This window comes from Staphylococcus equorum (assembly GCF_029024965.1).
GTDB classification, from domain to species: Bacteria; Bacillota; Bacilli; order Staphylococcales; family Staphylococcaceae; genus Staphylococcus; species Staphylococcus equorum.
The window spans coordinates 474,663-488,450 of sequence record NZ_CP118982.1 but is presented as its reverse complement, the minus strand read 5'-3'; the positions used below and the strand labels follow the sequence as shown (position 1 = coordinate 488,450).

12 protein-coding genes are annotated in these 13,788 nt (G+C 31.6%); 2 read left to right on the top strand and 10 right to left on the bottom strand.

The genetic code is table 11. The features are described from left to right. Window positions 1–21: 21 nt before the first annotated feature. The 9 genes from PYW44_RS02175 to pgsB all read right to left on the bottom strand — a co-directional run bounded on the left by PYW44_RS02175 (window position 22) and on the right by pgsB (window position 10,346). Window positions 22–1,746 carry a glycosyltransferase family 2 protein gene (locus PYW44_RS02175; protein WP_021338604.1) on the bottom strand — a complete coding sequence of 575 codons (1,725 nt, stop codon included), beginning with the start codon at window positions 1,744–1,746 and terminating at the stop codon, window positions 22–24. Window positions 1,747–1,896: 150 nt separating this feature from the next. Further along, on the bottom strand, window positions 1,897–3,585 hold the full coding sequence (tarL, locus tag PYW44_RS02170; RefSeq protein WP_021338605.1) for a teichoic acid ribitol-phosphate polymerase TarL: 1,689 nt from the start codon (window positions 3,583–3,585) through the stop codon (window positions 1,897–1,899). A gap of 122 nt (window positions 3,586–3,707) precedes the next feature. Next, window positions 3,708–4,736, bottom strand: coding sequence for an alcohol dehydrogenase catalytic domain-containing protein (locus PYW44_RS02165; RefSeq protein ID WP_021338606.1), 1,029 nt, complete (start codon window positions 4,734–4,736; stop codon window positions 3,708–3,710). Further along, window positions 4,729–5,445 carry a D-ribitol-5-phosphate cytidylyltransferase gene (locus PYW44_RS02160; RefSeq protein ID WP_002506671.1) on the bottom strand — a complete coding sequence of 239 codons (717 nt, stop codon included), beginning with the start codon at window positions 5,443–5,445 and terminating at the stop codon, window positions 4,729–4,731. Before PYW44_RS02160 ends, PYW44_RS02165 begins: the two co-directional genes overlap by 8 nt. Window positions 5,446–5,849: 404 nt before the next feature. Then, the gene (locus PYW44_RS02155; RefSeq protein WP_021338607.1) at window positions 5,850–7,499 is read right to left on the bottom strand and encodes a gamma-glutamyltransferase; all 1,650 of its coding nucleotides are present in this window, start codon (window positions 7,497–7,499) and stop codon (window positions 5,850–5,852) included. Between the two features lie 2 nt (window positions 7,500–7,501). Further along, entirely contained in the window at window positions 7,502–7,660 is a 159-nt protein-coding gene (locus tag PYW44_RS02150) for a hypothetical protein (protein WP_021338608.1), read from the bottom strand. Continuing rightward, window positions 7,650–8,720, bottom strand: a complete 1,071-nt coding sequence (locus PYW44_RS02145) for a CapA family protein (protein ID WP_002506668.1) — start codon at window positions 8,718–8,720, stop codon at window positions 7,650–7,652. Before PYW44_RS02145 ends, PYW44_RS02150 begins: the two co-directional genes overlap by 11 nt. A gap of 14 nt (window positions 8,721–8,734) precedes the next feature. After that, window positions 8,735–9,187, bottom strand: a complete 453-nt coding sequence (pgsC, locus tag PYW44_RS02140) for a poly-gamma-glutamate biosynthesis protein PgsC (protein ID WP_002506667.1) — start codon at window positions 9,185–9,187, stop codon at window positions 8,735–8,737. Between the two features lies 1 nt (window position 9,188). Continuing rightward, window positions 9,189–10,346, bottom strand: a complete 1,158-nt coding sequence (gene pgsB / locus PYW44_RS02135; RefSeq protein ID WP_002506666.1) for a poly-gamma-glutamate synthase PgsB — start codon at window positions 10,344–10,346, stop codon at window positions 9,189–9,191. A gap of 441 nt (window positions 10,347–10,787) precedes the next feature. Between pgsB and PYW44_RS02130 the strand changes: the two genes are divergently transcribed. Further along, the gene (locus PYW44_RS02130) at window positions 10,788–11,114 is read left to right on the top strand and encodes a hypothetical protein (RefSeq protein WP_021338609.1); all 327 of its coding nucleotides are present in this window, start codon (window positions 10,788–10,790) and stop codon (window positions 11,112–11,114) included. Between the two features lie 167 nt (window positions 11,115–11,281). Continuing rightward, the gene (locus PYW44_RS02125) at window positions 11,282–12,436 is read left to right on the top strand and encodes an ArgE/DapE family deacylase (RefSeq protein ID WP_115075949.1); all 1,155 of its coding nucleotides are present in this window, start codon (window positions 11,282–11,284) and stop codon (window positions 12,434–12,436) included. 321 nt (window positions 12,437–12,757) lie between these two features. On the opposite strand, the gene PYW44_RS02120 is transcribed toward PYW44_RS02125, so the two are convergent. Then, a complete protein-coding gene (locus PYW44_RS02120) occupies window positions 12,758–13,732 on the bottom strand; it encodes an alpha/beta hydrolase fold domain-containing protein (RefSeq protein WP_021338611.1) in 975 nt (324 codons plus the stop codon). Window positions 13,733–13,788 lie beyond the last annotated feature (56 nt).

Below are 13,788 nucleotides of genomic sequence, written 5' to 3'. Positions count from 1 at the left end.
TAAAGATAGACTAATATATCATTAATACTTTAAGATTAAATGCGGCGTTTCAATTCTAAAGTTCTTTTTAAGTTCGCTTGCTTTCACTTTCTCATGCACAGTTAAATCATATGTCATCTTATCGTTTGTGTTTAAACTGTTTAAATAACCATAAGTGAAGCGTTTAGGCAACATAAGTGCTGTCATCCCTTCTGATAATAAGTAATTGAATTTTAAGCTACGTAATTGTATTGTTTTACTATCTTTAGAAGTAACTTCTAACATGTCATAAAGTTTATTATTAGTTACATAGAATGACAGATTATCAAAATCTTTCGTGAAGTATGGCGTAAAGCGATAATATTTATTATTACTTTCTGCAATTGTACTTGTCTCTACTTCATAAGGGTATTTTGCACGTTTACTACCAATACGTTTTTCAACAATCATATTATCTACTCTCATCTCTAAAAAGGCATCCCAAACTTTTTCTTTCACCAAGTATGGGATTATATCATTCATCGACGCACTAAATTTAAAGCGAGATTGATCGTTAATTGCTAACGGTACATAAATCAGTTCTTTTTTGTTTCGAGAAACAAGCTTTAATTGAATCATTGTCGCAACATGATTAGGATTAATGATTGATTTTAAGAATTCTAGCTCTATTTCAAATCCTTTATCATTAAATTTAAAATGCGACATTCTTAAATCAGGTTTAATCAATTGTTTGAATTTGAAAAACGGCTCATTTTCACCAAATTGTATTTCCAATTCTCCTTGGTGTGCATTATAGTTATAAAAGCGACCATTTTTATAACTTTCTTCAACCATTTGGTAATGTTTCATATCTTTTAGACGTGCGTAATACAACAATGGTTTCAAGGAATCGTTTACTAATTCATCTACTTCTGAAGGTACTTTTTGAATAAAGTCACCTAATGCATCCATCCATACTTCTTTTTTATCATCGGCTATTTTCAGAGAAAAATTATTAGTTCTTGAGAAGGAGAAATGACGATCTATAAAATAACCTAGCACCTTATGTTTATTATCTAAAGGACTGTCTAATATTGCTTCAGTTATCAATGACATGACCTTGTAAAAATCTTCTGGTGAAACGTAGGCTGAACTCATATGTTCGCCTTCACGTTTTGCAGCATAGTAATAAGATTTATCAGCTAGTACAGCTATTTTATCCGCATTGAGATAAGCTTTCATTGTAAATAGTTGATCTTCAGCGCTACGCAAATCTTCTGGAAAATCAATATTATTATTGCGTAATAACGATGTTCTATAGAACTTAGTAGGACCTAGTGTATATATAATCCTCGAATTTTCCAGTGTCACAGAGTCACTTGTTTCTTTAAACATAGACCTTGGAACACCACGACCATTTACACCTTCCATTCTTACTAATACCACATCTGCATTATTGTTATCTACAAATTTAGACACATCTTTTAACGTATCGTTATTAATATAATCATCAGAGTCTACAAAAAATACATATTCTCCTTGAGCAATTTGTAGTGCTGTATTTCTTGGCTTACCTGGGCCACCTGAATTAGTATCAAGCTTTTTCACAATTAAATTCATCTTATCTTTATATGGCTCTACAATTTTTAGTGTGTCATCTGTTGAACAATCGTCAACAACTATCACTTCAAAATCCTTTTTATCGTACTTTTGATTTTTTAGACTGTTTAATAACTCTTCAATATATTTTTCCGAGTTATAGCTTGGTACTATAATTGAAAATTTCACTTTATTTCACCTCATAAAAAGTGAGCTAAGATACAATGCAATATACTTAGTTTAATAGCAAATAAAATATGCGCTATATCTTACCATCAGTCTATTTATCATTGTACTTAACTCACTATATTGATCTTATTATTTTAGTTGTACTATAAGTTAACTTCCAAATACATTTCTTACTAAACGTTCACTTGAGCGCCCGTCTTGATATTTAAAATGTTTGTCTAAGAAAGGTGATACTTTTTCTACTTCGTAATCGCTATTATCTAATGCCGTAATTAAATCTTCAAATGATTCGATAATTTTACCTGGAACAAAAGTTTCATAAGGTTCATAAAAATCACGCGAAGTAATGTAGTCTTCAAGGTCAAATGCATAAAAGAGCATTGGACGTTTAAATACTGCAAATTCATATACAAGAGAAGAATAATCACTGATCAATATATCTGTAACAAATAGAATGTCATTAACTTCTCTAAAATCTGATACATCTACGAAATATTGTTCATATTCTCTAGGTATATTTAATCTGTTTTTCACAAATGGATGCATTTTGAACAGCACAACTGCATTATTTTCACGACAATAACGTGCAAATCTCTCAAAGTCTATTTTAAAGAATGGGTAATGTGCTGTGTGGTGGCCACTGCCTCTAAATGTTGGTGCAAATAGAATAACTTTTTTACCTTTAATGATAGGTAAATCTTGCTCCATTTCAGCTACAATTTCTCTTTCATAATTTTCATCGAAAAGAATGTCTGTTCTAGGCACGCCTGTTGGTATAATATTCTGTTCTTTAATGCCAAACGCTTCCCCATAAAAAGGAATATCTGTTTCAGATGAGACAAAGGCTTTTGTATAATTTCTATGGTTGACGGAATTAAAGAACGGCCCACCTTTTTTACCAGTACGGCTATATCCAACTGTTTTAAAGGCACCTACTGCATGCCAAACCTGTATAATTTCTTGGCTTTTTCTAAACTTCACTGTATATAATAGTGGATGAAAATCATCTACGAAAATATAATCTGCTTTACCTAATAAAAACGGAAACTTAAACTTATCTATGAAATTTCTTCTTGCAGAAATATTCGATTTAAACAAGGCATGAATTTTATACTTTTCATCTAAATTTTGACGTAACATTTCATTATATACATACTCAAAGTTACCTGACATATATTCTCTTGAATCAGAAGTGAATAATACTGTATTGCCTTTTTTTAAGTGGAAAAATTTAGTTACTTTAAATATAGATTGAAATACAAAATTACGCACATTAAAAGAGTATCTATTGTATTTCAAACGCAAATCTATTATTTTTTTCTTAACTGGATTTACTTTTGGTAAAGGCGCTTTAAAATCAATATTTAATACAAATTCATTTACTTCGCTTGAAATCATTGGCTGAACAATATATTCTGTTTTCTTAGAATTGCCACCTTTTTTAAATACGAACTCATAATGCGTCAAAAGATAATTATTTTTTCCATTTTGTGTTTCTTCTGCTGCATATTCTTCTAGTTGTGTATCATCTAATTCATAACTATCAGGATTCAGTAATGTTTCATTGATATGTGCAATATAATCATAATCGTCTTTATAGACAATGAGATATTCACCAGATGGAAGATAGTTTCCATCATCTAAAATCGCCACATTAAAGCGTGCTTTAAACTTGTTTCCTTCAATTTTCACATCATTTGCTGCTAATTCTTTAGTTTCAGTCAAATTTCGCAAAACAAAATTTTTCTTGTTAAGCTCAATATCGTTAACGTGACCTTCAATAAATAATTGAATTCGCTCCCAATAGATGTCATCAATTATTATTTTAGATTTGCTCAATTTTAAAAACCCTCTCTTGTTCAATTAATTAGTTTTATAACCATAGAATCGATATTAATAACTAATTTAAAATAAAGATAAATTCAAATTTTCAGTTATTTATATTTATATATTCACGTTCTTTACATTGTCCATTTAAGCACAGTCTTGCCCCATGATGTTGATAAATCTGTTTCAAATGCTTTTACCGCATCATTAATTGTTTTAATATCAAATTCATTACCTTTTAGAAGTGCTAATTTTTCAACGACATCAGGATTGTCTTTATAAAATTGAGCAACATCTCTGAAATCTTGTGCACCACTTCTACTACTACCAAACATCGTTATACCTTTTTCTAATACAAGACGTGTATTTACTTCTATTGGATATTCACTTACGCCTAACAAACTAATTGTCCCTTCTGGAGAAATCAAATCAATAATCTGATTCACCGCTGACTGGCTTCCTTTACCGCCTACACATTCGAAACCATGGTCAAATGAAACATTTTCCGGAACTTCATGAATGTGATATATATGTTCTACAAATGAAAAATGACTTAACTTGTAATCCGTTTTACCAAAAACATAAATTTTAGCGTTTGGATATAGTTTATGAAGTAAAATAGCTGTTATATAACCTAAATTCCCATCTCCCCATACACCAAAACTATTTTTATATGAAATTGATTTACGTTCAAAACGTTGAATTGCATGCCAAGCTACGCTAACTAGTTCAGAGTAAGCAATTGTACTTAAATCTTCGATGCTATCATCTATTTCAACGACTCTATCGTAATCCATAAATACATAATCTTGCATAAATCCATCAAAACCACTAGATCTAAATTTACTGCTTGGCAAATAATTTTCAGCTATGACATTATCTTTTTCTACTGGTGTATTAGGCACCATGATAACTCTCGTACCAATCTCAAACACACCTTTATTATCGTAAACAACTTCACCAACACCTTCATGAATCAATGACATTGGCAGCTTGTTTTTCAGCACTTTTTCATTTCTACTACCTGTATAATATCTTTGATCTGCTGCACAAATTGACAAATACAGTGGTCTTATAATAACTTTATCGCTTTTAATGTCTTCATTATTATATGTTACTTCAAATTGTCTCGGAGCAACGAGTTGATATACTTGATTAATCACTCGACATCCCACCTTTTATGATTGAGTTAGCAACTTTAAGATCATAAGGTGTCGTTATTTTTATATTGTATAATTCTCCCATAACTAGTCTTACAGATTTGTTTGCTACAACTAGTATCTTACAGGCATCTGTCATAATTTTCTTATCGTCACTCGAAAGCTCATTATAACTATTTCTTAACAAATTAATATTAAAAGATTGAGGCGTTTGACCTTGATACATTTCACTTCTAACTGGTATAGACTTTATGGATTCACCATCTTCTGATGTGATGATTGTGTCAGTAGCTGTTATTACAGTATCTACAGCACCATATTTCAAAACACTTGCTATGTTTTCTTTAATAATACGGTGTGTTAAAAACGGTCTAACTGCATCATGTGTAACAATAACATCTTCATCAGTAATACCATTTTCAGCTTCTGCTGCTTCTATAATACTCATAATCGTTTCATTACGGTCCTCGCCGCCTTGAACAACTTTAATTCTGTCATCATTAATATTATGTTTACGTAAAGTATCTTTTGTATGAGAAATCCATTTTTGAGGTGTAGCAATATAGATTTTATCGAATTCACTTGTTAATAAGAATTTCTCTACTGTATGAATAAGAATAGGTTTCCCATCTAAATCTAAAAATTGTTTTGGTAATGGAACATTTCCCATTCTTGATCCAATACCTCCAGCCAAAATACCAGCATATATCATATATTTCCCTCCTATGTAGTTGTTGCTTTTTCAGTTTTTATTTTATTTTTCAAATTTTATTATTAAATAACTTAGCTATATAAATCTGTTTTATAAGTCCATTTTTACACTGTACTCATAAAATGTATTATATAAACATTATATTACCAACTATTATAGTCTTTTTCTACTTATATCCATCCCCGTACCAGTTAATATAGTTTTTTTCTAATTTCAAACCATATCTTTACTTTTATAATAAATATTACAGAACTTTATAAAATTTATTTCCGACTAATATCCTAAACTTATTTAAAATGATATGGCAAAAAAGCAGATTTCCTATTTAAGGAAATCTACCTTTTCATTTTTTGCCATCAAATTTGTTTTTTTCACTAAACTAACTCATTTAGCTTGTGCCTTATTTATCTATTACCAACATCGTGTCCTATTTCTACAGTCTTATCATTTTTATTGTAAAGTGCTGCTTGAACACTACCAAAGTTAGGATCATTTCGTTTTTCTTCTACTTTAAAACCTAAACTTTTGAAAATAGAAACATCTGCCTTACTCATAGCATTTTCATAAAACACTGTACCACCATCATTGTAAAAGCGTGGCTTATCTATTGACTCTTGAAGCGTGCCATTACCTTTTAAGTAATCTATCAGCACTTCGTTGGTTGTGGTAGGAATCTTATTACCTCCTGGCGTCCCAATACCCATATAATAATCAGGACCCACGACTATACTTGGAGCTGTATATGATCTAGGTGTTTTATGTTTCCCTCCATGGTTAGGGCTTAAAGGATCAGAAGAAAAGTTTGATAAGGAGTTGTTCATATAGAAACCTTCCTTCATAAAATCACCTGAACCAAAGAAACTTGATAATGTATTAGTAGTACTTGTTACTTTGCCCTCTTTATCAACTACAACAAAGTGTGTTGTACTTGTATTATCTACATTATTTGTATTGAAATTACTTTCAAAGTTCACTTCATTTAGTTTGCCTAATAAATAATCTTGAGATAAGTATTCATCGTAATCTTCATCTTGTCCATTGACTATATCTCTATTTCGATACATAAGTGCTCTCGATTTTAAAATACCAGTAATATAATCTAAACGGTTATTAGGGGTAGTTTGATTATTTGGGTCTATTTGCTCATTTTCTGGCGCAGACTGGGTATTTTGCGGCACTTGATTGTTTGTTGCTTCATCTATTTCTAAACCTTGAAGCATCAGTGTGCCACCCAATGGATTAGATGCAGAATAAACTTTAGTATTTAAATAATCTGTGCTAACCGGTTCTTTTTTCGTGGTTTTATAACTATTAAAATCTTTTTCAGTTATTTCTTCATCTACTTGATCAGAAACACTTTCGCCCACTTTATCATAGAAATAGTCTGGTCCATGATCTCTAATTCCTTTGATTGTTTTAGCTAATTCTGGCTGTTTAACTACTTCACCTTCTCTTTTGGTTTTATCACCTTCAAAGAATGGTGAGTCCCTATCAACATCAGAACCGTATAATTTTAAACTGCGTTCTAATTCTGAATCAACTTCAAAACCTTCTTCTGCTAATGGAATCACATAGTTTAAAATTTTCTCTTCATCCATTTTACCCACTTCTTTATGTGCATCATGTATCCCACGTACAAAGCCTGGTGTACCTATTTCGTCTTTCTCATCATATTTAAACGATGAAATATCTTTGTATTGCCATTGCTTTGGCGCAACATTCGGTTTGCCATCATAGGCTAACATCGCGCCTCCACCGCCTAAACCAGATGAGTGAGGCTCGGTTATTGCTAATGCATATGAAACACCCATGGAAGCATCAACAGCATTGCCTCCGTCTTTAATAATTTTCTCCCCAACACGGCTTGCTATTGGATTATTCGAAGCAACACCGTAATTTTCATCTGATGGGTTCTGATCATGATCTGCAATCTTATTTTCATATAATTCATCTTTATTATAATTATCTTCTTTGGTTGCTATAAAAAAGATAAAAGAAATAATTATAGTAAGGAGTAAGATTGCGATGAGCGTTTTTTTATTATAAATACTCATACTTAAGCTCCTTTAGACAAATATTGGTGATGCGATGTTTTAAGTTCATTTTGTTCATATTGATCTAAACCTTCATTCGCTTGAGCAAATACAATTAATAAAAAGATGACTAACACTATTGAAACTACTGTAATACCCACCCATTGTGTTTTAATGTTCATATACGTAACCTCCATTCTCTTTTTTTAGATCCACACTTTTACTTTCAATATTGTTCAATAATTTAATTTCTTCCACTTTGTTAGGATTGGATTCTGTTATTTTTCCGCCCTGTGATTTAATTGGTGTTACCATAAATTCTGAATCCTTACCATTCCAATTTTGTTGAACAGCCAAGCCTTGTTTATTCTTAGATAAAAAATCCTCAGACGTTACGTTACCAAGACTATAAAAAATACTAGTACCTTTATATTTTTCAATCTGTTGAATCACTGAGTTGTGACCAATAATTACATCTGCACCAGCATCAACAAGTGAATGTGCATATTTCTTTTGTCGCGTTGTAACAGCACGTTCATCCGTTATTCCCCAGTCGACATTGACTACAACGTAATCATTTTCCTCTTTTAACTTTTTGATTAATGGAATATAAATATCCGGTTCTAAACTTACCGAAGTTGTATTCTTCAAGGAGTCAGTGTAATCAGACTCAACATCTGTAAACGAAACATTGGCAATTTTTTTACCTTTAACTGTTTGTTGTACTGTTTTACTATTAATAGGATTCGAACCATTTCCAGTTAAGTAATTATAACCAGCCTGCCCTTCTACCGCTCTACTAAACTCTCTCGCTGTTATATTATCGGTGACCTGGTTAATAATATTTAAACTTTTAATATTTAACCCCCTTAAAAACATGACATTCTCTAAATTCTTATTAATATTTGCTTTTCTATCTTCTGAAAAATTGGTGAGTTTTAAGCTTGCTGTTGAGTAATCACTTGCATTTAAAACACTTTCTATCGGACTAAAGGTATCGTTAATATTGTTTTTCCTTATGTGCTTATTCATTTCTATATTACCTAAATAAGTCATCCTTATATCATCTTTGGCTTTCTTCATAGCTTGAACTGGTTCAACTTCTTGTGATGACATAGTGAATATTAAAAGTGCAATTGCCCCTATTAAAATAATGCCGGTGTATATAGAGTTGCGTTTTTTGTGACGTTTCGTCCATTTTAATACCCGTTCCTCTATAGTAAATCGTTTAGATTGCTTCATATTTATGCTCCTTACTAATTGATAAAGCTATAAAAGAATAAGATGACATAAGTAATACATGTTAATAACATACATGTAGATAAAGTAATAATGACACCTTGTTTTTGAATTGTATTTGCTATGATACCTGGAATAACAACGCCAATCCCTGACATTTCCACCATTTCAAATGGAGTTAAGGGATAAATGATGTCAAATACAAACTTTAATACCATACCAGTAAGTATCATTGCCGCAAATTTTCTACGACCATATAAAATTACGATTTTGCTTACACCATGATTAACAATGAAATATGTAATGCAACTAATAATGAGTACAGATAGTAACATAATCGGCTGATCAAAAATCAGCGCTAAATATCCTGGTACTACTAATCCAGCTGGACTAATACCAAATTTTTCGGCAAAGATTAGACTTAGTACAATGCCCACAAATAATGAAAAATATAACTCTGAACCTATCATATTATTTGATCCCTTCTATATATTGCGCTATTTCTTTACCTGGCCCGTGAATGTTACCAACACAGAAAATCAAGGCATTTTGAGACTCTTTATATAATGCGCGCTCAACTTCTTTTATATCTTTACCTTCGAAGTTTAAATACTTCTTATTCGGCTGGCCTTCCATTACATCGTTGACCATTTGAGTACTTTTACCTGTACAAATTAATGTATCGAATTCGACATCCTTTAAAAAATCTTCACAAAATTGTCTCGTTCTGTCGATTCTGTCGGAACGACAATTTAATATAAGTACAATTTTTTTATAAGGATAATTATAAGTTTCAACTTTGTCTAATATTGCTTTTGAAGATTTCGGTTCATTTGCAGCAAATGCATTAACATAAACGTTAGTTGAATTATTAGCGTTAAAGTATTTAACTTCAACCGCTCCAACATCAGGGGGTGCATTTAACATGCCACGCAAGGCTGTATCTCGATCTATACCCATTGCTTCGGCAACACCCATAGCAATTGCAACATTATCTGGGAATACAATGTAACCGAACTTTCTTAGATAGGATTCGGGCACCTCTTCTTTATCAACAACGATTAATTTTGTTTTACGTTTTTTAGCAACTTTAGCAAAAAATTTAGTGTAGTCATCTTTCATTACTACAAGATGTCCTTTGTATGGAATGGTCGCTGTAAATGCTTCGGCAACTTCATCTAACGTCGGTCCTAACACATCCATATGATCTTCCATCACATTTACAATCACACCAATATTTGCTTTCACTAAGTCTTTTTGGAATGTAATTTGATAATCTGGATTAACTGCCATACATTCATTTACTAAGGCGTTGGCTTTTTGTTTTACAACTTTGCGAATAATATCACGTTGTTCGCCGATATTTGCTCCTTGAGGCTTCCTATAAACTGGATACTCTCTTGGTGTAAACCAATACAACATACGTGCATCTGTTCCTGTAGTTTTACCTATAACTCGGTAGTCATCCTCACGTAGTGTACTGTAAATCAATCTAGTTATAGTAGATTTACCTCTTATACCATTTATATTTATGCGTATCGGTACTTTTTCTAATCTGTAGGAATGTTGTTTTTTCTCAACAATACCTAGCCAAAGAATTAGACCTACGCATATGATGATGAGTAGCAAATTTTATCCCTCTTTTCAGCAGCGTATTTAATTTTATGTAAATATCAAAGCAGGTTAATCATGTTATTAATACATAGTGAAGATGTATCAACTAAAAATAGCATTCACAACATTTAAACAATTCCTACCTATCAATACGGTTATCCTACCATGTAGTTATTGATTTAATATAAATTGTTTGAAGTATAGATTAATTATTCGTAAATTCAAATTTACAAAACATGTAATATTCATCTTTTATCTTTATAAACCCTTATATAATGGCATTTTTATTTTTAGAAAAAATAAATACTTTTTTCTAAAAAATTTAATTTAATTTAGTAATGGGGGATTTTTTGCCATAAACAAATATATAATATTTACTACTTCTTAACATGCTATTAAAATTCAAATGTTATCTTATATGTGTAGGGAGCAATAAATCTATCTAGGAGGCAGTTTATGAGTAAATCTGTTAAATTAGTAGTTTCTATATATCTTGTTGTTGTATTTCTTATCACTTGTAGCTATCTCATTTTGATTTTAGTTGGAAGTATTCAAGGTAATGATATGAAGGGTGCAGTATTAGATACTGCCAATCCTACAAACATTGAAAATGTAGAATACAATAATGAATCTTCACCTGAAAAGACAACAACTGAAAGTAATAGCGTACCTGATGAATTACAATCTAGTCTTACTAAACCATTAAAAACAGAAGCTTTATCACACAATGTTAATACTCATACAGGGTCCCTAGATCGCACTTTTTCTAAGAGTCCTGTATGATTTTTTTGTTAAATATACGATATGTGCTCAAAATATAACTAAAAACTCAAATAAAATTCGCCTTTATTATTCATCTCCTATTTCGATACTTTAAAATTTTATTAGTCTGAATCTTCAGATATAATTAAATTGATAGTTATTATTTTATGAAAAGGGGTTTTATTAAGATGAGTAAATTTTCAGAAGCAGAAAAAGTTCAAATACTAGAAGATTTAGTAAGTATTAAATCTGTAAATGATCATGAAGTTGAAGTTTGTGAATATCTTAAAGATTTATTATCTAAACATGGTATCGACTCCAAAATAATTAAAATCAACGATACGCGCGCAAATTTAATAGCAGAGATTGGTAAAGATGGACCAGTTCTAGGTATTTCTGGGCATATGGATGTCGTTTCAGAAGGCGATAAAAATAAATGGACATATGATCCATTCAAATTAACTGAAGTAGATAATAAATTTTATGGACGTGGTTCTGCAGATATGAAATCAGGACTTGCTGCATTGGTCATCAGCTTGATTGATATCAAAGAACAAGAATTATTAGACCATGGTAAAATTCGTTTGCTCGCAACTGCAGGCGAAGAAATCGTCGGTGAAGGCGCAAAAGCTTTCCAAGAGCATGGCTATATGAAAGATGTAGAAGCGCTCGTTATTGCCGAACCATCTCAAGATAGAATTGTTTATGCGCATAAAGGTTCAATGGACATTCGTGTTACTTCAAAAGGTAAGGCTTCGCATAGTTCCATGCCACACCTCGGGTTTAATGCTATTTCGCCACTTGTGAAATTTGTTTATAAAGCAGATGAAGGTTTTGAAAAGTTCAACAAAAGCAATACCCTTTTAGGTAATGTCATTATGAATGCTACTATCTTTAATGGCGGTAACCAAGTGAACTCTATTCCAGAACACGCTGAGTCAGAATTTAATATCCGTACTATTCCAGAACATGATAACGAACAATTCATTTCTTATTTTAATGAGATTTTAAAACAAGTTGAAACTGATCAAACAGATATTGAAATCGACACTTACATGTCTAGACCCCCTGTTTATACAACTGGTCAAAATAAACTAGCAGAATTAGCTCACGAAATGGGTACAAAATATTTAAATACTGATTTACCTTTAGAAGCTTCACCAGGTGTAACCGATGCTTCCGACCTACTTGTAGATAAAGATAAAGACTTTTCATTTATTATGTATGGCCCTGGTTTAGTCAGCCAAGCGCATCAAGTAGATGAATATGTAGAAAAAGATGTATATTTAGCATTTATTGATTTATTCACAGAATTTTTCCCAACTTATTTAAAAAATAAATAAATGATACTGCTAATCCGTATCATTTCCTAAAATGACTTAAGAAACAATATTTTATATATGAATTCAGACAATAACAATGAATAGTTTGATTATTTTTTTCTTTTTACTAATTATAGTGCTTTGCGCCGACTCCTGACTAGTTAATAAAGCACTAGCCGAAGACTACGAACTAATGCTGTGACAGCGGAATGTGCACACAAAAAACTGCCAACAAAACCCCAAACTTTATGGCACTCTAAAAGGGCTTTCCAAAAAATGGAAAGCCCTTTTATTTATATAGATTAATTTATAAAGATTTTTAGATTAAAAGATAAATTATTCTTAATGATTATTGATAATTTGCTTTAGTTGTTCTAAAAATTGTCGTCTTTCCGGAATTGGAAAGATTGGATGAATATGGAATAAATTATAACCTGGTAAGAAATCATGTTCGATATTTTTTTCATTTAATAAGTTCGATAATTTCACTGCATCTGGATATAACGTTTCTTTTGTACCTATTGAAATCGTAATATGTCCTAAGCCATCTAATGAACCATTGATTGGAGAAACCCGCCAATCTGTTAATGGTGTATCACCTGTCCACAATTCTATGAAACACTGTGTACCTTTAATAGCCAACATAGGATCTATTTTTTCATACGCAGGTGCTTCAGGATTAGATAAGGTCACATCTAAAACGGGAGAAATCAATACAATGTGACTTGGCTGTTCTAATTCTAATGTTTTGATATATTGCGCAAATGATAATGCAATTTGACCGCCTGCAGAATCACCCATGATAATCACTTGTTGTGGATGTTCTACTTGAGCAATTATATTTATATAGATTTCAGTAAGCAATCCAAACGTTTCTTTGTAAGTTGCATGTGGTACTTTGGGATATACAGGCATAATGACCTTCGCGTCCAATTCATCTGCAAGTATATCTATATACTCAAAGTGCTTTTTGATAGGGTCTTGGACCCACGCACCTCCATGTAAATACAGTACAACTCGCTGCTGGCTATCTGCTTTATCATTCACTATATACGTCGTTGCATTTTGTATGGTTGTAGTTCGAACATCGTTTCGAAAGCTATAATCCGTGCCTTTGTGTGGCCCTTCTGTATCTCTCATCACAACTTTCAACATTTTCCTCGCATTTTCTACACTTTCAAATGGCTTTTTCATTTGTGTAGCTCTTATTGTTGCTTCATATAAAAAGCTTTTATAGCTACGTTTTTCTTTTACCTTAGCATAAAAGTAGGAAGTTATTACGCCAACACTCGTTAATCCTATAATTTTTTTAAACAAAATATATAACCTCCTCAATTCGTCTGATATATATTTTATAATAAAGAAGTTCATAT